Below are 20,281 nucleotides of genomic sequence, written 5' to 3' on the forward strand. Positions count from 1 at the left end.
GGTCTTGCTCTCCTTTACGCCTTGAATGTCCAGCACTTGACCGTGGTCGGCCGGGGTTGGGAAACAGGGTTGCGGTGATTGAAGGCGGCACGCACGGCGCTGTGCACGGCCTTGTTGCTGTCGAGAAATTTGCGCGAGCGCGACTCCTTGAGCAGGTCGCGCAACGTAGCCACGTCAGCCAGCTTCTGTTTGTGCTCGGCGGCTCGCTCGCAGAATTCGTTGAGGTTGATAGCAATCACCGTCGGATCACTGCTGTGGTCGACCACTGGGTCTTCGCTCAAGGATTCGAGGTAGTCGTAGACTTCCCAAAATTCGGCGACGGCCGGATGGTCGGAGCTGATCGAGGCTTGGCGCTCAATGGCCATCCGCACGATCTGCCGCTGCGTGGCAGCGACCTGCGGATCACTGAGTTTCAGCACCAGGCGCAGGCCATCCAGCAGCGACAACAATTGCGCGTGGTTCTTGCTGATGCGCTCCACGCGGATGTAACCGCGCAGGTCGTAGCCGCAACTGCTGCAGTTGCCTTGGTCACTGGTGTAAGCCGTACCGCAGGCAAAACAGTGTGTGTGCAGACGGCGCAGCTTGGCTTCGTGTTCGGGCATGCGCTGAGCAAACAGCTCAAGCACAGCAGACTCCTTGCCCACAGCGCGCAACAGAAAGTGGCTGAGGGTGTTGCCGTCCAATGCGTTCAACTGATCAGCGGCCGCACGGCTCTCCGGCGTGACGATCGGACGCACGAAGTGCAACTTGACGATGCGCGTCATGATCGCTTCGTGAGCGACCACCGCCGCGTTCTGGCTGATCGCGATCGTTCCGCGAAAGGGCGGTTCATACGTTTCGTTGCCCGCTGTCTTGACGCCTTTGGTGGCCAGCGTGCCGCCGCCGTAGAAGTCTTTCAGCTCGTCCCATTCGAAGGTTTTGGCGTGCGCCCGATCGTCGCTGTGGCGGTCGGCCTCAAGGAACACCACTGGCATGCCGGACACCTGACCCATCAGGCGAGAACGCCCGGCCTTGGTCGATTTCATCGGGTCGAAACCCTCATAACCTTCGCGGCCGAGCAGTTTCCACAGCAGGTTGAGCAGGGTGGTTTTACCCGCGCCCGCTTCACCGGTGGCTTCCAGAAAAGGGAAAGACTGGTACCGCGCGCGGATCTGTTCGCAAAACAGCGAGCCGAAAAAGAACACCAGTGCGACGAAGCCCTGGGCGCCGAAACAGGTCCACAGCAACTGTACCCACTTTTCGTTGAAGTCTTTGCCATCGCGCTGCAGCTTGATTGGTACGCCTTTCTGCAGCGTTTTCAGGCGCAGCTTGCCGAACTCGAAATAGTCTTCGCTGTTGACCTTGTAAGTGGTGCCGTCCTTGATGGCGAGGTCGCCGTAGACGTAGCAGGCGTATTCCTTGCTGTAGCCGACGTAGTCGATGGTCGATACGGTTTTGATGCCAAACAGCTGATCCTTCATCAGCTTGTCGAGTTGCTGGCCGCTGCCGGTGAACATGGCGCCGGCCGCCATGCCGAGCAGGCGTTTCTTGAATTCACTGGCCGCAGACAGCTGACCGCTGGTGAAGGTGTTTTTCACACTCTCGGAGTCATGCGGGAAATCCACGCGCAGGTAATACCAGGACTCGTCGGTGACTTCGTTGCGCTGGAAATACAAGGCTTGCGGGTAGCAGTTGGCAATCTCCACGACGCTGCCGGACTGCTGCAGTGCCTTTTCGCGCTGTTGCGCCTGGTTAAGCAATTGATCGTCATGGTTCTCGCTGTCCTCGATGTCGGACATGGCGCGGTTGAACTTCTCCATGTCCAACTTGAACCAGTACAAACGGTTGCCAAAGCCCAGGTGAAATTCGCCGCGTTTGTTCCAGTCGTACATCAGCAAGGCTTTTTCCGCTGCGCTCTCAGCCAGCAGCAGCGCACCCTGGTGGCGAGCCTGTTTGAGATCCGTAGCAATCTGCTCGGCGCGCTTGGCGTCGTCCTGAATAAAGCTCCAGCGCTGGTGCATGTCGTTCCAATCAGCCTTGCGTCCGTCGCGTTGCGGAATCAGTGCTGAATCGCAGACGAAACCCAACGCGCGGGCATCGCGGACCCAACGTCGGGTGTAGGCGTTGGCGCTCGGTTCGTTGTCCAGCGCCCATACCAACTTGGGCAGCTTGCCGCCCTCGCGGGTCTTGATGAGGGCTTTGAGCGAGTCCGCAGGGAACGCGTTGGACGACATAGCCGACACCGCCGCGATGTCGTTATGCACCAGGGCGATAGCATCGAAGATGCCTTCGACAATCCACAGCTCCTTGACCTCAAGCAGGTCGACGCAGGGCGGGCACCACCAAACGCCGCGATAGCTGTCCTTGGATTTGAAACGCGCCTTCATCTTGCCGAAACGGTGCGGCTGATCGATCAGGCGTTCCCACCAGCCGCCTTTTTCCAGAGCAAAACGCACCGTGGCGCTGCCGGCGTTGTGTTCAGGCGAATAGAAGCTCTCTTGTGTGAACCAACCTTGGATCAGTTCGAACCGAAAGCCTCGAGCGAACTCCAGATAAGCCCGGGCAGTGGCATTAGGGTGCTGGTCCGTCGCCGGCGCACGCTTACTCCAGTCTTCAAACAGATCGTCGTACAGCTCTTTCACGTGCAAGGCGTGGCCGCACTTTTCAGGACGTCCACAAATCACGATCCATGGCGTATCGAACCGTGAATACAACTCCTTTTTCTTGCACTTGGGGCAGGTGCCCCCGCGCATGTAATCGGTGCCCACTCGGTGCTTGAGTCCGAAGTCGAACTGGAGGCGTTGCAGCACGTCGTGGCGGAGATCTTCTTTCATGGTTACTTCACTGCTTTGAGGCTGAGGGAGAGGGCGGCCATCAGGCGTTTCTGTGCCGCCATCACCGGAGTTCTTTCGAGAATCGAGCTGTGCCGTTTTTCTTGCGGGACGTACCGGTATTCATCCGCGTACCAGTAGTCGTTGAGGCTCAAGCGGTACTGCTCGCGCATCGCAGCCAGCAGCGCTTCGGCTTCTGCGGGTGGCAGCTGGGTGGTCAGAATTACGGCGTTTCCCATCTTGAAACCTCGATTTTGGGCGCAGATCACCCAAACCCACGGGATGCGGGACAGGCGTTGGTTTGAGGGTTGGTGTTACGAGTTTGCTAAGCGAAAGCGGCCGATGTCTGGCGCGTTGATGATTCGCTCATAGATGACGCTGACCGGTATGGCCCACTGTCTGCCGGTGGCCGGATCAACGATTACGGTATGCGTCGACGTGCTGCTCTGGATGTTCAAGCGTTGCCGATCGCGTACCGCGACCATCGTGGTGCCCGCCAGATGGACGATCTTTTCAGCGACCTGCGTTTTCACGTCGTAGTCTGCAACCAGGAATTGAACGGCCCGGCTGAACAGTTGCTGGTCGTCGCTCAGGTGTTCGCAGTGGTGACGCTCAAGGAACGACAGCGCAGCGTTCTGCAGAACATCTTGATATTCGGGTACTGCAGACAGATTGTTCATTGAGCTTTTCCTGCACGGTAGAGAGCGATTGCGGCCAGCACTTCTGCGTGTCTGGCTGCTACGTGGAGGTTATGCGCGTCCATGATGAATTCGGCTTCTTCATCACTGATCGATCCGTCTTCAAGAGCGGCGGCGATTGCTTGATCAACGCAACCTCGCTTGGCAGAAACTTGAACGGAGCGTGCGTAAAGTTCGACGTTGTCCAGCGTTTCAGGATCAGCCATCGGCACGAACAATCCGCCATACATCGAGGCAATGTAGTTGGGAAAGTGGTTCGTTCCACAGTCCTGCTCGAGCATGAAAACTTGGGTATCAGTCAGGGGACTGCAACCTGCATTTTCGTAGGCATGGTTGTCGAATTTTTTAAGCTTCAGACCTAGGCGTGCTGCTGCTGCCTCACGTCCGCCGTTATAGCTGCGGATGATCTCGCTCATGACTTCTTTACGGGTGTCTAGGATTGGACTTTTCAACTTCTACTTTTCCCTGTGGAGCGCCGCTATTACTGTTCAATCACGCCGTCTTTTATCCGCAGGAGAACGGCAGCTCGATGTGCCTCCCCTCGGCGACCTTTGATCCGACCGTTCAATAGGTCGCTGACTAAATTTTTGTTCAGTCCATGCTTCCGACTGAATTCCGCGATGCTTAGTCCCTTTCGATCGAGAGCCGCCCGGGCTTGCTCGTGCGTAACGGTGGCGGGCATAGTGTTCCCTCTGTTCGTTTGTGTTTGTTTGCGTTTGTCTGTGGTGATTCTTGGTCAAAAAAATGATCAAGTCAATGGTGGTGACTAAAAAAATGCTCATAGCGGATCGTGTCGGTGAACGCCTCAGGGAAGAGCGCGAGCGCTTGGGGTTGAATCAAACAGATTTCGGCGTCCTACTCGGGGTTAGTAGGGGTACGCAAAAAAACTACGAATTGGGAGCGAGTTCCTTAGATCTTCGATATGTAACCGCTCTTGAAGAGAAGGGCGTAGATGCGGCGTATGTACTCACTGGAAGGCGTTCCACTCCGCTGGGTCAGCTCTTTAGCCCTTCAGAAGAACTGTTAATCAAGCAATTCAGAACGATTTCTGACGATGACCAAAAAGCGATTCGTCGATTTCTTGAAGCCATGGCAGACGACGCAGCTCGGCATCGGTCTTAAATCGCAACAAACCCACACAGTCATTGGGGTAACTCTTATTCCAATGCACTTGCCCACCCCCCATAAAGTCCGTTCAGCAATGCACTTTATGGAGAAGTTAGAATGTTGGATCGCAAGAAGAACGATCAAATCAACCTCGAACAAGCCGGGTCGGAAATTGCCGTACTCACGGACATCGAGCGTCGACTGATCGATCTGTATCGCCGGCTGAGCCGCGTAGAACAGCAGCAAGTTCGCCGCGTGGCCGAGATACTGGCAATCAACCCAAAGGAGAGCGCAGAGGGCTGACCGTCATTCTTTGAATGATCCCGATCGCCGGCGCTCGTACGTCGGCGATTTGTAGCTACGCCACCGCCTGCGATCCCAACTGTTCGAAAAGCTCCCGCTGCTTCGCTCTGGGCATCTCGCGTAAGCGATCGATCAGCATCCGTTCGAACGTCTGAGATGACGGGCTGAGCGTGTGTGAAAACGTCAGATTTGCCACCCATGTGTGCCCACACTTTGCGTCCAGGCATTGGCAGTACAGTTTTACAAAGGCTCTGGTTACCTCTTCTCGCGAGGCAATCCGGCCCTTGTGTCCGCAATTGCATACAACTCTCATTATGTCCCTCCCCAGGGGCAGCTGGTCGCCACCATTTTGCCACAGTTTGTAGTGGCTTTTCTTTCTGCGGGCACTTCATGTAGTGATATCCGCTGCTTCTGGTATGGCTTTCCAGCTAAAGCGCCTGTCTTCGCGAAGCGTGTCATTCAGTTGGTTGAACAGCTGACAGATCGGCCGGATCTCGTTGCTCGTGTACACGCGATCAATCTTTTCGATGTCCCCGAAACCACCTGTGTTTTCCGGAATGATGCCTGCCAGTGCTGGGTTCATACGCCAAGCGGCGATGACGTCGTTTCGGGTGATGTTTTTCACCTTCTCCAGCTCGTCTTTCGCCTGAAAGTCCCCGACGGGGATGATCTGAATCGCGTTTTCCTTGCCGTTAGGGATGTTCACGAACATCGAGCGGAAGTTGCCCACGCCCTTGCTGGCACTGATCTGTGCGCGCAGTTCGTCTTCGTCCTCTTCCGTCAGGTCGGGGTCGTTGGTGTAGAAGATGTAACCGGCGTGCGCGCCGTTGCTGTAGTACCGGCGACGGAACAGGGTCGCCGCCTCGTTGAGCAGCAGCGCCTGCAGACCGCCCAAGTAATCTGGAATTCCGTAAATGTTCTGCTCCACGTCGTAGTCCAGGACGTGTGAAATCTCGTGCTGTTCGAACTCCATTTCCTTGTTGTCGGGCAGCAGCATCACGAAACCGCCGTCGACCTTTACCCGCATGTTGATAGCCGGAAGGTGCTGCAGCTCCAGCACCTGGCCGAATGCGTTGGTGTCGTTGTAAAAGTACGCTTCGCCAAACACCATGTAATCCAGTCCGGCGCGGCCCATCGTTTCGGTGCTGCAGCCGGCCGAGGGGATGAACTCACGCAGCAGCAGGTTGCGCTTGAATTTCGGAATGGCGCCGTGGTGGGCATTGGCCCGCAACAGCTTGGCCAAGCCAACCCGGGAAACGGGAGGCTTGTAGATTTTGCCGTCGTCGCTGGGGAACACGCCCACGTATTCGCCGATGTTGCCGGACAGCACCTGTTCCGGCTCCCCGAACGTAAACGAGCGCATTGGCTGTTGCTGTCGTTGGGCTACGTGTTGCTTGCTGCGTTTGCGGTTGGCCATGGCTGGTCTGATTACTCGTGACGTAGCGGCTGCGACGCCGCTTGTTGGTGTTCAAAGGTTCGTTGGCCAGGGCGTGCATCACCGCCCAGGCAATGTCGGCGTGGCCGGTGGCGTCGGTGCGCGAAGCGCTGTAGGTGATCTGGCCGCTGTTGGTGGCGCCGCGCTTGATGGTCAAGAACGCCTGCGCGATGTCCGTCCACCCGGCGTCCCACTCGATTCGACTGCCTTGGATCGTGTCTTGGGCTTTGAGCACCAAGGCGTTTTTCGCCTCAAGGCTGTAGTGAATGGGCGTTGCCTTGGCGTAGAAGTCGCGCACCAGGTCGAACACGCCATATCCCACGCCGGTGACGTCGATGCCGATATGCTGGACGTTGAAGCGTTCGGTCAGTTTCTTGACCTGTGCTGCCTGGTAGGTGAACGAGTGGCCACGCCAGCTGTGCTTCTCCAGAATGCGGAACTTCGCGCCGGGTTCAAGCGGCGGTGCGATGACCACGCAGGTGGCGTCGTCGCGTGTGCGGCTCGGGTCGTAGCCCAGCCAGACCGGGCTGTTGCCAAACGGTCGATCAAGGTCCGGGTTGTAGTCCTCCCACAACGACAGATCCGAATAGCAGCGCTCCAGATCCTTGAGGCTGAATGCGCTTTGGGTGCTGTCGATGAATTTGCAGTAGAACAGCTGCTGAAATTTGTCTTCGTCGTACTCCAGCTGCAGCTGCTCCAGGTCGAACAGATCGCAGCCGCCGGCGATCGCATCGTCCAAGGTGATCGTCTTGCGCCACTGGCCGTCTGGACACAGCGCGCCCTGGGTGTAGGCCGCTTCGCTGGGCCACACACCGCCGGCTTTCTTGCCGCGTTTGCTGTTGCGAAATTCCTCGCCCGACCAGAACGGATACGCCTGGTGCGACACCGCGCTGGGCGTCGAGAAATAGGTTTTGCGCCATTTCTTGTGGGTCCCCATGGCGCTGGCGACGGTGCTGAGTTTTTCGAAATCGCGAATCCAGAAATACTCGTCTACATAGACGTGGCCGTGATAGCCCTGGGCGGTGCTGCTGTTGGTGCTTAGAAAGCGCAGTTCGGCGCCGTTACTGAGCGTAATCGGGTTGCCGGTCAGTTCGATATCAAACCACTGCTTGGCAAACTGGATGATGTAGCTGCGAAAGATCTCGGACTGCGATCGGCTGGCAGACAAAAAGACCTGGTTGTCACCGCTCAGCACGGCGTCCATGAACGCTTCGCCGGCGAAGTAGTAGGTCAGGCCAACCTGCCGGCTTTTGAGGATGTTCCGGACACGGCGTGTCAGTGGGTTCTGCTTCGCCTCGAAAAGCTCTTTCTGATAGCCGTACATCTTCGAGATGAATTTATCGAGGAAATCCACTTCGGTCAGGCCGCTGATGTCGTTCTTGGCCTTCTTTTCACGCTTCTTGGCGCCGCCTTCGCCCCGCTCACGGCGTTGACCAGGCTGCCGTTCGCGAGGCTCGTCCGGACGATCAGACGGCAGCGCCGGCGAAGGTTTCGCGGACAGCTTTTTCAGGCGTTCAAGCAGGCCGGTCAGTCGCTCCAGCTCGTCCAGTTCGGCTTTCGTCAGCGGATCGACTTTTTCCAGGATCAGGGTAATGCGCCGATTGACCGCGCTCAACGGTTCTTCATCAGTGAGCATGTCGTCCCAGCCGCCTTGGCGGATCCAGTAGTAGACGATGCGGATATTGGGCAGCTTCAAATGCGCCTGTATTTCCTTCACCGAACAGCGGCGCAGGTAGAGGCGTTTTGCGGCTTCTTTAACTTCAGTCGGGTAGTTCATGGGCCGCAGTCTATGCGGCGAAAACCCCGGAAACGCGGGGTGAAAAGCTGCGATTCGCCTATCTGGCGGAAATAGGAGAACACTGAATTTCAACCGTTTGTTTGACGGCAAACGGCTCCCTATCGTGGCGGCTCATTCAACGATTGAGCGCACTCACCACTCATGCCCCGTTCCCTTGTCTCCTACTGGAAACGTGTTGCCACCAGCGGCCCGACCGTCGATGGCCGCGAGATTCTTCCCCAGGAACTGCGCGACATCGCCGAGACCTACACGCCGGCCAAATACACCGCTGTGATCTGGTGCGACCACGAGCGCTGGCCTGGTTCACACGGCACTGTATTCGCTGTGCGCCTGGTTGAAGAGGGCGAGGATCTAGAGCCCGGACAAATTGCCCTGGAAGCCCAGCTAAAACCGAACGATCGCCTGCTGTACCTCAACGATCAGGGCCAGAAGCTGTTCTCCAGCATCGAAATCACTCCGAATTTTGCCGGCAGCGGCAAGGCCTATCTGACAGGGCTTGCGGTGACTGATTCGCCCGCCAGCCTCGGCACTCAGGAGCTGTATTTCTCCAACCGAACCAGCCGGGCCGCGTATTACGCCGCGTCGCTGGAACTCGGCCCACTGCGCGAAACCGAGACGCAGGGCGAGATCGGCCGTCTGGCCGCCATGTTCACCCGCCTGTTCAAGCGTTTCGGTATCGAAGACAGCCCCGCCGAAACCACTCCGCAAACCCCAAACGAGAGCAAACCCCCAATGGATGAAGCTACCGCCACGGCCCTCAAAGCCCTGCTGGCCCAGCTGCTGGTTGTCGCCGCCGGCATTCAAGCCGTGATCGAGCCTGCTGCAGAAGACGCACCAGAACCCGATCAAGCCCCGATCGATGATGTCACTGAGGCGGTGGACGAGATCGTCACCACGGCCGAAGAAGAGCGCGAATTCAAGCGCAACGGCGGCGGAAACAAAGCTGTGCTAGCGGCGTTGGCCGATCTGCAGAAGCAGTTCACCGAACTGAAGAACACCAGCAATGGCCGCCACTTGCCGCGCACTGCTGCCCCCGTTGATAAATCCAAAGTACGGGTGCTCTGATCATGGCCCGTTCCCTGAGCGCTTACGGCGCCAAGATGTACGCCGAAATGCAGCTGGCGATCGCCGAAACTTACGGTGTTCCGCTGTCCAGCAAGATGTTTTCCGTTGAACCGTCGATCGCCCAGGAGCTGAACGACGCCATCACCGCAAAGGCCGATTTCCTGCAACGCATCAACGTCATTCCAGTGACCGAGATCAAAGGCGAGAAAGTGTTCATCGGCGTGTCCGGCCCGGTGACCGGCCGCACCAATACCAAGACCACCGATCGCGAAGCGAAAGATGCGTCGGAGCTGGATAACAGCACCTACGAGCTGTCGTCGACTGAATCTGACGTGGGCCTGCCGTACGCGAAAATCGACGCCTGGGCCAAGTTTCCGGACTTCCACCAGCGTTACTCGGCGGCCGTCCAGAAACAGATCGCCCTGGATCGCATCATGGTCGGTTTCCACGGTTTGAAAGCGGCTGCGCAGACCGACATTGAAGCCTATCCAATGCTGCAGGACGTCAACAAAGGCTGGCTGCAGCAGCTGCGCGAGCAAGCGCCGCAACAGGTTCTCAAGGAAGGCAAGGAAGCGGGCAAGGTGACACTGGGGCCGGATGGCGATTACGCCAACCTGGACGCCCTGGTACATGACACCAAGCAGATGGTGGACGAACGTCTGCGCGACGGGGGCGACCTGATCGCCATCATCGGCACCGACCTTTTGGCGGCGGACAAAGCGAAGCTGTACGCCAAGCAAGGCGACGTGCCGACCGAGAAAGAGCGCATCGAAGATGCCCAGGTGATTGCCACCTATGGCGGTCTGCCGAGCTTCAGCGTCCCGTTCTTTCCGGTCAACGGTGTGCTGGTCACCAGCTGGGACAACCTGTCGATCTACTTCCAGGACTCCAGCTGGCGCAAGCAAACCGTGGACAACCCGAAACGCTCCCGCGTCGAGGATTACAACAGCCGCAACGAAGGCTATGTGATCGAGCAGCTGGAGAAAATCGCGCTGACCGAGAACGTGGAGCTGGTGAAGTGAGCCTGGCTCTCGCACACAAGCGCCGCACCTTGGCTCAGGGAACCGCTGCAGTGATTGCTGCTGCAGCGGCACCGCTGGCGTATTCGCCGGCGGAAGCCCTGAGCAGCCCGGCCAACGCGAAAAAGCACCTGCTGCTGATGGAAGCCTCGCTGGATCAGGATCTACAGCGCCTGAGCGATATCAAGGGTCTTGCCGGGCGTCAGGCGCTTAAGCGTGAGGAACTGCTGCCCAAGTACCAGGACTTCATTCAGCGCTACATGGACTCGGGCCTGGTGATGCCGAACCGCGTCCTGGTCCAGGTGATGGTCTGGCTGTTCGACACCGAACAGTTCGAAGATGGCCTGGCACTGGCTGACTTTGCGATCGGGCAGGGGCAGGAGATGCCCGAGCGGTTCAAGCGGCGCGACGTGCAGACCTTCGTTGCCGACGCGGTAATCGATTGGGCTTACGCGGAATACAACGCCCAGCGCAGCCCGGAGCCATACCTTTCTGACCTGCTGCCCCGCGTCGACGGTGAGTGGGAGCTGACCGAGCAAATCCCGAGCAAGTACCACAAGTTGATCGGCATGCGCGCCATGGAGGCCGAGCAGTGGGAAACCGCGCTCCAGCATCTGGAGCGCTCGACCGAGCTGTACGCGAAAGCCGGCAACGAGACGCGCATTGCGAAGTGCCGCAAAGCGATCGCCAAACAAACACCCGCCGTCACCGGCGCCCAATAACCGACTACCCCCCCAGCGGGGAACTGTGGACGTGTGTCTGCCATTCATGGCCAGCCCCACGGAAAACAGTCTCCCCGCCCTATTTGAGCGGTCAGCAATGAGCTTTTCCGGTAAACCCACCACGTTTGTGGAACAGATGATCGAGAACGACGGCTTTTGGCCGGATCTGTCTGTTGCCGAATTCCAGAAAGGATACCGCCTGCCGGCGGAGTACCTGGTGGACATGCTGGCCGCTGACCTGACCATGGCAATGGTCGAGGTCAATGCCGATCTGGCAGAGCTGAAACAACGCTGGCGAGCCCTTGGCGTAAACAGTGTCGAGGTTCCCGATCCGCTCAACCTCCCGCCGAAGCAGATCAAGGTATGGCCATTCATCCAAACTGATCAGAACCTTCTGCCTGATAACGCATTGAAGCTGAAAATCTACCGTCGCGCCGTGTACTGCCGGGCCAAGGCGAGCGCGTTACAACAGTTCGCCACGGTGACCCGCCGCGAAAGCGCTGAGAACACGGGCAAGGAAGCGCCGGAACGCGAAAGCACGTTCCTGGCATTCAGCCAAGCGGCAGTGCGCGCCTTGCAGGGCCGTGGCCGCATCACGGCGGCGCTGCTATGACCAAGCTCCAGGGGCTGACCGCCTACCTGCAGGAACGCCGTCTGGTCGAACCCGAACAGCTCGACAGTTTCACCGAGCAGGTGAAGCTTGCACTGATCTGGAAGCCCGACGTCGACGGGATGCATCTGGGCGACATGCACTATCGCGCCGTGATCGTCTTGGAGCGCTTCGCCGACCATCCGGCGCGGCTGATGGCACTGGTGGGCAGTTGGCTGGAAAACCAAGACGCCAACCGCGACCGTCACGAGCTGCCGGCGCCGGAATTTCTTGTCGAGCCGGTCGACAACGACCTGTTCGACGTGGAAATCACGCTGGAGTTTGTCGAGCCGCAGTATCTGGCCGAGGACGTTGCCGGCGAGATCCAGGCCTTTGGCAAAACGTGGGCGTTTGTCCCGTTTGACCTGTGGGTCGCCGAGCGCGGCGAGGTGGCCACCGATGGCCGGCCGTAGCACGTTCGAACTCGACATTCGCGGTCGTTTGGGCGTTCGCGAGCAGTTGGCATTGCTGAGCCTTCCGCCGCAATTGCGCCGCCGCTTGCTGAACCAGGTCACCAAACGCGTGCGCACGATGAGCCGCAAGCGCGTGCGTGAGCAGAAGAACCTGGACGGCACGCCGTTCGCCCCACGCAAAGGCGACGGCAAGGGCAAAAGGAAGATGGAAGCCGGTCTGGCCAAGTTGATGGTGGTCACCCGGGTAAGCCCTGATGAAGCGGAACTGGGGTGGAAAAACGCCCTGACCCGATGGGTTGCCGCGCAGCAACACAACGGCGTCAGCGAACGCCGTACCGCTCAACAGATGCGCCGCTGGAACAAGATCCCACCGGGTTTGGCAGCCACCGACAAGCAGGCCAAGCGCCTGCGCCGGTTGGGCTTCCGCGTGCGCCAAGCGGGCAAAAAGACACTCACCCGGCCGTCGGTGGCGTGGATTCAGGAGCATGTGAACTACGCCAAAGCCGGTTTGCTAATCCGGATCCTCGACGACCAGCGCAGCGAAAGCACCGGCGCGCAGAGCTGGGAAATCACGCTGCCGAAACGCCAGTTCATCGGCGCCGAAACCGAACGCGAAACCAATCTCCTGATTAACCAGGTGTTGCAACAAATCCTAACTTCACCCCGCTAACGAGGCACTGCATGGCACTCGGTCAAGTCACCGTCGACAATCTCAATCTAGGCCAGGGCGCCGTGACTGAGGTTGAGCGTTACTTTCTTTTCATCGGCCCCGCCGCCAAGAACGTCGGCCAGTTCATCCCGCTGAATACCGACAGCGACCTGGACGCCGCGCTGGGCGTTCCGGCGAGCGACCTCAAAACCCAAATCGCTGCCGCGCGGCAGAACGGTGGTCAACGCTGGGCCTGCATCGCGGCCCCGATCGGCGCCGAAGGTGACTGGGCCACTGCGCTGGAGAAGACGCAGCAACAGGGCGTGTCCGTCGAAGCGGTGATCATCACCAAGCCTGTAGTGAAGGCTGACGAGCTGTCGGCGATGCATGACGCAGCCGTCACTCTGAACAACACCTACGGCCGCCGAGTGTTCTTTCTGGCGAGCAGCGTTGGCATCGCCGTCGACCAGACCTGGGCGCAGTACCTCGCTGAGCAGAAGGCCTTGGTGGCAAACCTCGCCGCGCCGCGCGTAGCTGTAGTGCCTCAGTTGCACGGCAACGATTTGGGCGTGCTGGCTGGCCGCTTGGCCAATGCGGCGGTGAGCATTGCTGATAGCCCGATGCGCGTAGCCACCGGTGCCGTGCTGGGACTTGGCGAGGTGCCTGTTGATAGCGAGCTGACCCCACTGCCGTCCGCCGTGCGCACTGAGCTGGACCGCGCGCGGCTATCCGTTACGCAAACCTACCCGGATTACCCAGGCGTGTACTGGGGTGACTGCAACATGCTGGACACCCCCGGCAGCGACTTTCAAGTCGTGGAATACCTGCGCATCACCGACAAGGCCGCTCGCCTGATTCGCCCTCTGCTGATCCGCCGCGTCGCCGATCGCCGATTGAACAACACCCCCAACAGCATGGCGGTGAACACCAATCAATTGATGGCGCCGCTGCGTGCGATGGCCAAGTCCATCAAGTTTGCCGGCGAAGTGTTTCCCGGCGACATCGAGCCGCCGAAGGACGGCGACCTAGTGCTGGAATGGCTCAGCAAAACCAAGGTAGCGGCCTACATCAAGCTCAAACCCCTCAACTGCCCGAAAGACCTGACGGCGAACATCGCCCTCGATCTTTCCACCGACAAAACGGAGTAACGCCCCATGGCAAAGATTGGCGGCAAGAACTTTGACGTGAGCCTGGGCGACATCGCGCTGCACGTTGAGAACTGCACCCTGGACATTACCGACAACTCGGCAGTGGCTCAGACCCGAGGTGTTCCAGACGGGTACGTGGACGGCGACGTCGCCGCCGCCGGCGAACTGGAGCTGGATACCACCAACTTTCAGCTGCTGATCGATGCGGCGCGCTCGGCCGGCAGCTTTCGCGAACTCAAGCCGTTCGACGCGGTGTTCTTCGCCAAAGCCGGTGGGGATGAGGAACTGCGCGTGGAAGCCTTCGGTTGCAAGGTGAAGGTGTCCAGTCTCCTGGCGATCGACCCGAAGGGCGGCGAAAAGACCAAGCACAAGGTGCCATTCGACGTCACCAGCCCGGACTTTATCCACATCAATGGCGTGCCGTACCTCGCTGCCGCTGAGATCGAAGGTATTCGCTGATGGTGGACTGGTTCGATCGCGCCCAGGAACTGGAGCAGCGCCAGCGTGACCAGGCCATCAAGGCTCAGTTGCTGAAGCCTGTGCCGGTCGGGCCAAGCCTGAGCCATTGCCAGGACTGTGACAAAGAAATCCCGCCGGCGCGCCAGGCGCTGGGCGGAAAAACTCGGTGCGTCCCGTGCCAAGCGGGATTTGAGCAGAGTGATCGTCGATGACCACTGACGCCGTGCGCCTCGGAGCGCTGGAACAGAAGTTCGCTGTCTTTGAACACCGCTTGGGCGAGCTGGAAGACCGGCACGAAACCGTCCCGACCCGGGTCACCAAGTTGGAGCAGGGTTTCGAGCACATGGCGGGGCAGCTGTCTGAGCTGAACGCTGGCCAGCAGACCCTGACGGTCGCGGTGAACGACATCGGCGCGAAGGTTGGCCGCTTGCTGACCATCCTCACGGTGGTCGCTTCTGTGCTTCAAATGGTTGTGCCGGCACTGCTTCGAGTGTGGTTTCCATGAGCCTGCGCGGCCGAATTCAAGCTGGCGCGCTCGCGCTGGCCAGCGCTCCGCTGGTGATCTTCCTGGGCACCTGGGAAGGCCGTGGTCAGAACACCGTTTACGCCGATCAGTTGGCCGGCGGTCTGCCGACGGTATGCATGGGCATCACCCGACACACCAGTCCGTTTCCGGTGGTGGTCGGTGACTACTGGTCGCCAGGACGTTGCGCGGAGGTGGAGCAGTTGGTGATCAGCAAAACCCAGCTGCAGCTCGCCGATTGCATCACCAACCCTGACGTAAGCCAGAACACCTTCGACGCCCTGACCAGTCACGCCCACAACGTTGGAGTGCCCAGCACCTGCGCCAGTCGTGCAGTGGCATTGATCAATGCCGGCCGCATCGCTGATGGCTGCAAAGCATTGGCCTGGGCGCCGGATGGAAAGACGCCGGTATGGGCGTATGTGACCGACGCGCAGGGGCGCAAGCGCTTCGTTCAAGGCCTGCACAACCGTCGGCTGGCGGAAATGAAGCTGTGCCTGCGATGAGTTTTTCCCCGTTGCGCCTGGCGCCGCTCGTCCTTTCGCTGACCTTGCTGTTGTGGCTGGCCTTCGATTGGGTAACCGATCAGCGCGATGACGCCAGGCGCGAGCGCGACAGCGCGCAGTGGGAAGTGAACGGCCTACGTGAAGCGGCCCGAATCAGCGGCGAAATGCTGGCCGAGCGGGACGCGATCGACCAACGAAACACTCAGGAATTGACCGATGCGCGCACCAAGAACGATCGCCTGCGCGGCGCTGTTGACGATGGCACTGGCCGGTTGCACGTTCGCGCCGCCTGTCCCGCCGGTGGATCTGTGCCCGCCACCGCCGGCGCCGCCCGCGTGGCTGATGCAGAGCGCCCCGAACTCGCAGCAGACGCTCGACCGGATTATTTCACCCTCCGGGATCAGCTCGCCTTAAGCCGGCAAATGATCCTCGGACTGCAGCAATACGTCCGAGACGTGTGCCAGCGATCGCCGGCGCACCAGGACACCACTTTACCCAACCTCAACAAGAGAGCCCCCCAATGAGCCAAAACACCGAAATCACCCTGGAAGTAGGCGAAGCGGAATTCACCTTCACCCTCACGCCGGCGGACGTCACCAAGTACTTCAATGCCCTGACCCAAACCAACAAGGTGGCCCCGGGCAACAACCTGCTGATGACCACCGTCAAGCAAGAAGAAAAGGCCACGCTCAAACCGTTGCTGGCCAACCCGGTGATGGTGATGCAGATCGCCGGCGCGCTGCTCGAGGAGTACGCGCCCAACGTTGAGGTGATCGTAAAAAAGCGCTCGAGCACGCTGAGCGCCTAAGCGAAAACGGACTGGGCCAGTTAATGGCCCTGACGAACCGCTGGCTTCCTGGTACCGAACCCACGCCCGAAGCGATGGGAACCGCCAAGTGGCTGGAGGACGAATACTGGAAACGCATGGAGTTTGCCGTGGCTAACGGCATCGCCCTTGCGCTGAACGGGTAACGACATTGGCAGATCGTAGCGCCAGCCTGGCTTTCATTCTGAGCTTGCAAGACAAGGTCACCGCGCCTCTGGGCAAGGTGAAAATGGGCTTCTCCGAGCTTGCCGATCAGAGTGAAAAACACATCAAGACGATCGGCATGGGCATCGGCGGCGTGACGGCGGCCGTTGTCGGGATCCGTGAGTCCATGGAACCAGCGCTGGAGGTCAATCGCGCCTTGGGCGACGTCCGATCGCTCGGCGTCGCCGAGGATGCGTTGTCAGCGCTTAATGCCAAGTCGCTGCAGTTCGCGGTGAGCTACGGCGAGAACGCAAAGGATTTTGTGGCCTCGGCGTATCTGATTGAAGGCGCCATCAAAGGCCTTGCCGGCAACCAACTGGCGATCTTCACCAACACCAGCAACCTGCTGGCAAAGGCCACCAAGACCGACGCTGAAACCATGGGCGAATACGTCGGCACGCTCTACAACCTGCAGAAGTCCCAAGCGGACGCGATGGGGAAGGGCGCTTGGGTTGAAAAACTCGGCGGGCAAACGGCGCTGGCCGTGCAGCTGTTTCGCACCAGCGGCGCGGCGATGAAGGACGCTTTCAAGGAAGCCGGCGCGATCGCCACCACATCCGGCGTCGACCTGGCTGAGCAGATGGCAGTGATCGGCACGCTCAGCAGCACCATGGAAGGCGGCGACGCTGGCGGACGCTACAAGGCGTTTTTCGAGAACATCGGCGCGGCGTCGGACAAACTGGGCATGAAGTTCACCGACCAGCAGGGCAAGGTCCTGCCGATGATGGCGATCCTGGACAAGCTGCAGGGCAAGTTCGGAGATCTGACCAGCGCATCGGCCGGCGCCAAGTTGATGGAGGCTTTCGGCGGTGAGGGCGCCCAGGTGATCGGCGCGCTGGCCAAGGACACCGATCGGTTGCGTAACGGCATCGAGCAGTTGGGCAAGGTGCGCGGGTTGGAGAATGCCGAGCAGATGGCCCGGGCTATGGTGGACCCTTGGCAGCAGTGGGCCTCCCTGGTCGAGGTCATGCGTGTGGTGTTTGGCCAGGTGTTGATCCCGGTGCTGACGCCGTTCATGAACAAGATGGTGGATATCGGCAAAACCCTGGTCCGCTGGTCGCAGCTGTTTCCCAACATCACCCGCGTGATCGGCATCACCGCACTGACGATTATGGGCATCGTTGGCGCCATGTCGCTGCTGACATTGGTCGTTGGGATTTCGCGGATGACCTGGCTGGGTCTGGTGTCGGTGTGGAAAGTCGTCCAATTGCTGAACCTGCGCAGCGTTGCCGGCTTCGTGCTGCAGAAACTCGCGATCTTGGCTTACATGGCCGTGATCTACACCCTCAGCGCAGGCCTCGCTCTGGTACGGGGAGCCATGCTGCTGTGGCAGGGCGCGATCTGGCTGGTCAACACGGCGCTGCTGGCCAACCCGATGGTATGGATCGTGGTCGGTGTTCTCGCCCTGGTGGCGGTCATTGTTGCGGCCGTCCACTACTGGGACGAATGGACGTCCGCTCTGATGAATACGGCCGCGTTCCAGTTCGTCGCCGACAAGCTCCAGAAACTGGCCGACTGGTTCAACTCTATGGGCGGTTGGTCAGGCATGGCCAAGGCGGCATGGGACAGCATCGTCGGCATTTTCACCAAGGCCGTTAACGGCGTGATCGAGCTGCTCAACAGCATCCCGGGCGTGAACATCGAAGCGCGTTTCGGCGGCATGCCAGAGGTGCCTGGTGTTGATGCTGCCACCAATGCCGCCGACACCGCCAACGCCGCGCAGAAAGCCCAGCAGACCATCAACGCGGCCATTCCCAGCCTGTCGCCGGCGCGCCCTGCAGCGGTGCCACCCGGTGGCCTGTTGACCAGCATCCAGAATACCAACAGCAGCCAGAACAAGGGCACGCATGTGGAAAACGTGAATATCCACACCAGCAAACCGATGAATCCGCTGGAGGTGGAAAACATGGTCGCTATGGCGGTGGGCGGATGAGCGAGTACGTAGACCTGTTGATCGTCAATAACGACCTGGCACTGGATCCGTCCCGCCAGCCGCTGCTGATCGATGACCGAGCCTGTATCGCCCAGGACATCGCCCACATGATCCGCGACAGCGGGCTGCTGGTGACGTTGGTCGCGGAACGCGATCGGCTGCGTCAGCGCGACTGCATCCAGCAGCTGGAGCTGTTGGTGGAGGATGACCAGCGCCTGGTGCCGGGTACGGCGCGCATCACCCAGCAGGAACCAGGCGTGTACCTGGTCACTGCGAAAACTCTGAAATTTGGTTCGATTGAGGTAAGTCTGTGAGCCAGGTCGACTTTAAAAAAGTGATCGCCGACGCCGGCATCCCGACCACCGAGGCCGCTCTGAAAGCTGCGTGGGAGAAGGAGGTCGAAGCCCAGGGCGCCAAAGTGGCCAACACCAGCAGCTATTCGCCCTTCTGGCGAGTGATGACCGCACTGGTGACCAAGCCGGTGCTGTGGCTGTTGGATTTTATGTGCCTGACGGTGCTGCCCAATTTCTTCGTTAAAACAGCGGTAGACGCTTGGCTGGACACGCTCGCGTGGGCGGTCAACGTCGAGCGCAAAGGTGCTACCAAGGCACGGGGGAAGTTGTTGTTTACCCGGGCTTTACCGGACGGTGTCCTGGAGCTGGAAAAAGGCATTGTGGTGCAGTCTGCCGCGATCAACGGCAACGTCTACCAGTTGATTACCACGGCGCCGGTGACATTCGTTGCCGGTCAGCTGCAACTGGACGTACCGGTGGAGGCGGTCGATTCCGGCAGTGGGTTCAACCTTGCCCCGGGCTACTACGCGATCTTGCCGGTGCCGGTACCGGGCATCATTCAGGTCGTGAACAAGGACGGTTGGCTTGAGTCACCAGGTGCGGATCCGGAGCCGAACGACCAGCTGCGCTTGCGCGTGCGCAACCAGTTCTCGGCGGTAAACCAATGGCACACCGACGCGGTGTATCGCGCAATGATTTCAGCCTTCCCGGGCGTGCGTCCGGATGGCGTTTATTTCGAGCACGGCGCCCCGCGTGGGCCGGGCAGTGCCAATGCCTTTGTGCTGTTCGATGCGGGCGTGCCGGCGGCGACTTACCTGGAGCAGATCAATTCGCATATCCGCGACCAAGGTAATCACGGCCACGGCGATGACCTGCTCGCCATGGTCATGCCCGAAGTCCCCGTGGACGTGGAAATGACGCTTTGGCCGCAGCCCAACCTGAGCGCTGAGCAGGTTGACACGCTCAAAGCTGAGGTCGATCTGTTCATTCGTGCAGCGTTTCGAGAAAGCACGCCCCGCGACTATCAACCCACGCTGACTTATCCACAGTCGCGTTTCAGCTTCAGTCGACTCGCGGAAGAACTGCACCAGCAGTTCGCCGATATCGCATCACTGCGTTTTACCCCAGGCGTCGACATCACCAGCGGATTGGACATTCCGCGCCTGGCGACGCTCAAGGTGAACGTGCAATGAACAAACTGAAACTGCCGTTCTGGCTCGGTGGCACCGAGCTGTCGAATTTGGTGGCCGCTGCCCAGGCATGGTGGGAAACCGTGACCGGGTGGCTGCGCTGGCCTTATTCGCAGATCGATCCCGACACCTGCCACCTGAACATTCTTGAGTTGTGGGCCTGGCAGCGAGACGTGACGCGGTTCAAAGGTGAACCCGAATCCCTGTTTCGGCTGCGTGTGAAATACGCGTTTATCAACTCGGTCGACGCCGGCAGCACCGCCGGTTTGAAACGCATTTTTCTGCGCCTCGGTGTGGGTTACGTCGAGATCGAGGAGCGTCAGCCCGATCGGGATTGGGACGTCGTGCTGCTCAAATTCAGCAACGCTCAGCTGTCTCTGAACCCCGAGCTGCTGCGTGTGTTGATCCAGCAATACGGCCGAACGTGCCGGCGCTATGACTTCGTAACCATCACCCCCGTAGGGCTGCAAATCGCCCTGATTGACTTCAACGACGACCAGCAAACGCTGGTCGCCAGCCTGTAGGAGCGCA

Annotated in this window: 28 protein-coding genes; 20 read left to right on the forward strand and 8 right to left on the reverse strand. The window is 59.7% G+C overall.

Annotation, left to right across the window (positions count from 1 at the left end):
* Nucleotides 1–14: 14 nt before the first annotated feature.
* From V8J63_RS06355 to V8J63_RS06375, 5 genes are all read right to left on the reverse strand, one after another.
* Nucleotides 15–2,813, reverse strand: a complete 2,799-nt coding sequence (locus tag V8J63_RS06355) for a toprim domain-containing protein (RefSeq protein ID WP_336463772.1) — start codon at nt 2,811–2,813, stop codon at nt 15–17.
* A 2-nt stretch (nt 2,814–2,815) separates the two neighbouring features.
* Entirely contained in the window at nt 2,816–3,049 is a 234-nt protein-coding gene (locus V8J63_RS06360; RefSeq protein WP_064392761.1) for a hypothetical protein, read from the reverse strand.
* A 75-nt stretch (nt 3,050–3,124) separates the two neighbouring features.
* A complete protein-coding gene (locus tag V8J63_RS06365; RefSeq protein ID WP_336463773.1) occupies nt 3,125–3,490 on the reverse strand; it encodes a hypothetical protein in 366 nt (121 codons plus the stop codon).
* On the reverse strand, nt 3,487–3,960 hold the full coding sequence (locus V8J63_RS06370) for a YmfL family putative regulatory protein (protein ID WP_336463774.1): 474 nt from the start codon (nt 3,958–3,960) through the stop codon (nt 3,487–3,489). Before V8J63_RS06370 ends, V8J63_RS06365 begins: the two co-directional genes overlap by 4 nt.
* A gap of 29 nt (nt 3,961–3,989) precedes the next feature.
* Complete coding sequence (locus V8J63_RS06375) at nt 3,990–4,190, reverse strand: DNA-binding protein (protein ID WP_336463775.1); 201 nt, start codon at nt 4,188–4,190, stop codon at nt 3,990–3,992.
* 92 nt (nt 4,191–4,282) lie between these two features.
* Here V8J63_RS06375 and V8J63_RS06380 point away from each other — a divergent pair, with 92 nt between their 5' ends.
* Nucleotides 4,283–4,630: a helix-turn-helix domain-containing protein gene (locus tag V8J63_RS06380; RefSeq protein ID WP_227974493.1), complete on the forward strand. Its 348-nt coding sequence runs from the start codon at nt 4,283–4,285 to the stop codon at nt 4,628–4,630.
* Nucleotides 4,631–4,732: 102 nt separating this feature from the next.
* Entirely contained in the window at nt 4,733–4,918 is a 186-nt protein-coding gene (locus tag V8J63_RS06385) for a hypothetical protein (protein ID WP_130929242.1), read from the forward strand.
* 55 nt (nt 4,919–4,973) lie between these two features.
* Here the strand turns inward: V8J63_RS06385 and V8J63_RS06390 are convergent, their stop codons facing one another.
* The 3 genes from V8J63_RS06390 to V8J63_RS06400 form a co-directional block, all read right to left on the reverse strand.
* Nucleotides 4,974–5,231 (reverse strand): ogr/Delta-like zinc finger family protein, encoded by a 258-nt coding sequence (locus V8J63_RS06390; RefSeq protein WP_064392752.1) that lies wholly within the window; start codon nt 5,229–5,231, stop codon nt 4,974–4,976.
* Nucleotides 5,232–5,306: 75 nt separating this feature from the next.
* Nucleotides 5,307–6,161 (reverse strand): phage portal protein, encoded by an 855-nt coding sequence (locus V8J63_RS06395; protein ID WP_243241673.1) that lies wholly within the window; start codon nt 6,159–6,161, stop codon nt 5,307–5,309.
* Nucleotides 6,088–8,130, reverse strand: coding sequence for a terminase large subunit domain-containing protein (locus tag V8J63_RS06400; protein ID WP_336463827.1), 2,043 nt, complete (start codon nt 8,128–8,130; stop codon nt 6,088–6,090). Before V8J63_RS06400 ends, V8J63_RS06395 begins: the two co-directional genes overlap by 74 nt.
* Before the next feature lie 162 nt (nt 8,131–8,292).
* Between V8J63_RS06400 and V8J63_RS06405 the strand changes: the two genes are divergently transcribed.
* The 18 genes from V8J63_RS06405 (at nt 8,293) to V8J63_RS06490 (ending at nt 20,274) form a co-directional block, all read left to right on the forward strand.
* A complete protein-coding gene (locus V8J63_RS06405; protein ID WP_336463776.1) occupies nt 8,293–9,216 on the forward strand; it encodes a GPO family capsid scaffolding protein in 924 nt (307 codons plus the stop codon).
* Between the two features lie 2 nt (nt 9,217–9,218).
* Nucleotides 9,219–10,238 (forward strand): phage major capsid protein, P2 family, encoded by a 1,020-nt coding sequence (locus V8J63_RS06410; RefSeq protein ID WP_110645156.1) that lies wholly within the window; start codon nt 9,219–9,221, stop codon nt 10,236–10,238.
* Nucleotides 10,235–10,957: a phage terminase small subunit gene (gene gpM, locus V8J63_RS06415; RefSeq protein ID WP_110645157.1), complete on the forward strand. Its 723-nt coding sequence runs from the start codon at nt 10,235–10,237 to the stop codon at nt 10,955–10,957. The genes V8J63_RS06410 and gpM overlap by 4 nt, the downstream gene beginning before the upstream one ends.
* Before the next feature lie 97 nt (nt 10,958–11,054).
* Nucleotides 11,055–11,570, forward strand: a complete 516-nt coding sequence (locus V8J63_RS06420; protein ID WP_252885621.1) for a head completion/stabilization protein — start codon at nt 11,055–11,057, stop codon at nt 11,568–11,570.
* A complete protein-coding gene (locus V8J63_RS06425; protein WP_243241675.1) occupies nt 11,567–12,019 on the forward strand; it encodes a phage tail protein in 453 nt (150 codons plus the stop codon). The genes V8J63_RS06420 and V8J63_RS06425 overlap by 4 nt, the downstream gene beginning before the upstream one ends.
* Complete coding sequence (locus tag V8J63_RS06430) at nt 12,006–12,689, forward strand: phage virion morphogenesis protein (protein WP_336463777.1); 684 nt, start codon at nt 12,006–12,008, stop codon at nt 12,687–12,689. Before V8J63_RS06425 ends, V8J63_RS06430 begins: the two co-directional genes overlap by 14 nt.
* Nucleotides 12,690–12,700: 11 nt before the next feature.
* Nucleotides 12,701–13,816, forward strand: a complete 1,116-nt coding sequence (locus V8J63_RS06435) for a DUF2586 domain-containing protein (protein WP_336463778.1) — start codon at nt 12,701–12,703, stop codon at nt 13,814–13,816.
* Nucleotides 13,817–13,822: 6 nt separating this feature from the next.
* Nucleotides 13,823–14,275 (forward strand): phage protein, encoded by a 453-nt coding sequence (locus V8J63_RS06440; RefSeq protein ID WP_110645162.1) that lies wholly within the window; start codon nt 13,823–13,825, stop codon nt 14,273–14,275.
* Nucleotides 14,275–14,487 (forward strand): TraR/DksA family transcriptional regulator, encoded by a 213-nt coding sequence (locus V8J63_RS06445; protein ID WP_336463779.1) that lies wholly within the window; start codon nt 14,275–14,277, stop codon nt 14,485–14,487. The genes V8J63_RS06440 and V8J63_RS06445 overlap by 1 nt, the downstream gene beginning before the upstream one ends.
* A complete protein-coding gene (locus tag V8J63_RS06450) occupies nt 14,484–14,780 on the forward strand; it encodes a hypothetical protein (RefSeq protein ID WP_110645164.1) in 297 nt (98 codons plus the stop codon). Before V8J63_RS06445 ends, V8J63_RS06450 begins: the two co-directional genes overlap by 4 nt.
* The gene (locus V8J63_RS06455; RefSeq protein ID WP_336463780.1) at nt 14,777–15,304 is read left to right on the forward strand and encodes a lysozyme; all 528 of its coding nucleotides are present in this window, start codon (nt 14,777–14,779) and stop codon (nt 15,302–15,304) included. Before V8J63_RS06450 ends, V8J63_RS06455 begins: the two co-directional genes overlap by 4 nt.
* Entirely contained in the window at nt 15,301–15,828 is a 528-nt protein-coding gene (locus V8J63_RS06460; RefSeq protein ID WP_336463781.1) for a lysis system i-spanin subunit Rz, read from the forward strand. The genes V8J63_RS06455 and V8J63_RS06460 overlap by 4 nt, the downstream gene beginning before the upstream one ends.
* Entirely contained in the window at nt 15,825–16,112 is a 288-nt protein-coding gene (locus tag V8J63_RS06465; RefSeq protein WP_336463782.1) for a putative phage tail assembly chaperone, read from the forward strand. The genes V8J63_RS06460 and V8J63_RS06465 overlap by 4 nt, the downstream gene beginning before the upstream one ends.
* A gap of 23 nt (nt 16,113–16,135) precedes the next feature.
* A complete protein-coding gene (locus V8J63_RS06470; RefSeq protein ID WP_177433972.1) occupies nt 16,136–16,276 on the forward strand; it encodes a DUF6890 family protein in 141 nt (46 codons plus the stop codon).
* 5 nt (nt 16,277–16,281) lie between these two features.
* Entirely contained in the window at nt 16,282–18,267 is a 1,986-nt protein-coding gene (locus V8J63_RS06475; protein WP_336463783.1) for a phage tail tape measure protein, read from the forward strand.
* A complete protein-coding gene (locus V8J63_RS06480; protein ID WP_110645169.1) occupies nt 18,264–18,581 on the forward strand; it encodes a DUF2590 family protein in 318 nt (105 codons plus the stop codon). Before V8J63_RS06475 ends, V8J63_RS06480 begins: the two co-directional genes overlap by 4 nt.
* Nucleotides 18,578–19,753, forward strand: a complete 1,176-nt coding sequence (locus V8J63_RS06485) for a baseplate J/gp47 family protein (protein WP_336463784.1) — start codon at nt 18,578–18,580, stop codon at nt 19,751–19,753. Before V8J63_RS06480 ends, V8J63_RS06485 begins: the two co-directional genes overlap by 4 nt.
* A complete protein-coding gene (locus V8J63_RS06490) occupies nt 19,750–20,274 on the forward strand; it encodes a phage tail protein (protein ID WP_336463785.1) in 525 nt (174 codons plus the stop codon). The genes V8J63_RS06485 and V8J63_RS06490 overlap by 4 nt, the downstream gene beginning before the upstream one ends.
* Nucleotides 20,275–20,281: the final 7 nt, after the last annotated feature.

Source organism: Pseudomonas sp. CCNWLW23 (genome assembly GCF_037095675.1).
In the GTDB taxonomy this organism is placed as follows: Bacteria; Pseudomonadota; Gammaproteobacteria; order Pseudomonadales; family Pseudomonadaceae; genus Aquipseudomonas; species Aquipseudomonas atacamensis.

Coding starts and splice junctions, on each gene's coding strand:
- V8J63_RS06355 (WP_336463772.1), bottom strand. CDS start 2,813: ATGAAAGAAGATCTCCGCCACGACGTGCTGCAACGCCTCCAGTTCGAC.
- V8J63_RS06360 (WP_064392761.1), bottom strand. CDS start 3,049: ATGGGAAACGCCGTAATTCTGACCACCCAGCTGCCACCCGCAGAAGCC.
- V8J63_RS06365 (WP_336463773.1), bottom strand. CDS start 3,490: ATGAACAATCTGTCTGCAGTACCCGAATATCAAGATGTTCTGCAGAAC.
- V8J63_RS06375 (WP_336463775.1), bottom strand. CDS start 4,190: ATGCCCGCCACCGTTACGCACGAGCAAGCCCGGGCGGCTCTCGATCGA.
- V8J63_RS06380 (WP_227974493.1), top strand. CDS start 4,283: ATGCTCATAGCGGATCGTGTCGGTGAACGCCTCAGGGAAGAGCGCGAG.
- V8J63_RS06385 (WP_130929242.1), top strand. CDS start 4,733: ATGTTGGATCGCAAGAAGAACGATCAAATCAACCTCGAACAAGCCGGG.
- V8J63_RS06390 (WP_064392752.1), bottom strand. CDS start 5,231: ATGAGAGTTGTATGCAATTGCGGACACAAGGGCCGGATTGCCTCGCGA.
- V8J63_RS06400 (WP_336463827.1), bottom strand. CDS start 8,130: ATGAACTACCCGACTGAAGTTAAAGAAGCCGCAAAACGCCTCTACCTG.
- V8J63_RS06405 (WP_336463776.1), top strand. CDS start 8,293: ATGCCCCGTTCCCTTGTCTCCTACTGGAAACGTGTTGCCACCAGCGGC.
- V8J63_RS06410 (WP_110645156.1), top strand. CDS start 9,219: ATGGCCCGTTCCCTGAGCGCTTACGGCGCCAAGATGTACGCCGAAATG.
- V8J63_RS06420 (WP_252885621.1), top strand. CDS start 11,055: ATGAGCTTTTCCGGTAAACCCACCACGTTTGTGGAACAGATGATCGAG.
- V8J63_RS06425 (WP_243241675.1), top strand. CDS start 11,567: ATGACCAAGCTCCAGGGGCTGACCGCCTACCTGCAGGAACGCCGTCTG.
- V8J63_RS06430 (WP_336463777.1), top strand. CDS start 12,006: ATGGCCGGCCGTAGCACGTTCGAACTCGACATTCGCGGTCGTTTGGGC.
- V8J63_RS06435 (WP_336463778.1), top strand. CDS start 12,701: ATGGCACTCGGTCAAGTCACCGTCGACAATCTCAATCTAGGCCAGGGC.
- V8J63_RS06440 (WP_110645162.1), top strand. CDS start 13,823: ATGGCAAAGATTGGCGGCAAGAACTTTGACGTGAGCCTGGGCGACATC.
- V8J63_RS06445 (WP_336463779.1), top strand. CDS start 14,275: ATGGTGGACTGGTTCGATCGCGCCCAGGAACTGGAGCAGCGCCAGCGT.
- V8J63_RS06450 (WP_110645164.1), top strand. CDS start 14,484: ATGACCACTGACGCCGTGCGCCTCGGAGCGCTGGAACAGAAGTTCGCT.
- V8J63_RS06455 (WP_336463780.1), top strand. CDS start 14,777: ATGAGCCTGCGCGGCCGAATTCAAGCTGGCGCGCTCGCGCTGGCCAGC.
- V8J63_RS06460 (WP_336463781.1), top strand. CDS start 15,301: ATGAGTTTTTCCCCGTTGCGCCTGGCGCCGCTCGTCCTTTCGCTGACC.
- V8J63_RS06465 (WP_336463782.1), top strand. CDS start 15,825: ATGAGCCAAAACACCGAAATCACCCTGGAAGTAGGCGAAGCGGAATTC.
- V8J63_RS06470 (WP_177433972.1), top strand. CDS start 16,136: ATGGCCCTGACGAACCGCTGGCTTCCTGGTACCGAACCCACGCCCGAA.
- V8J63_RS06480 (WP_110645169.1), top strand. CDS start 18,264: ATGAGCGAGTACGTAGACCTGTTGATCGTCAATAACGACCTGGCACTG.
- V8J63_RS06490 (WP_336463785.1), top strand. CDS start 19,750: ATGAACAAACTGAAACTGCCGTTCTGGCTCGGTGGCACCGAGCTGTCG.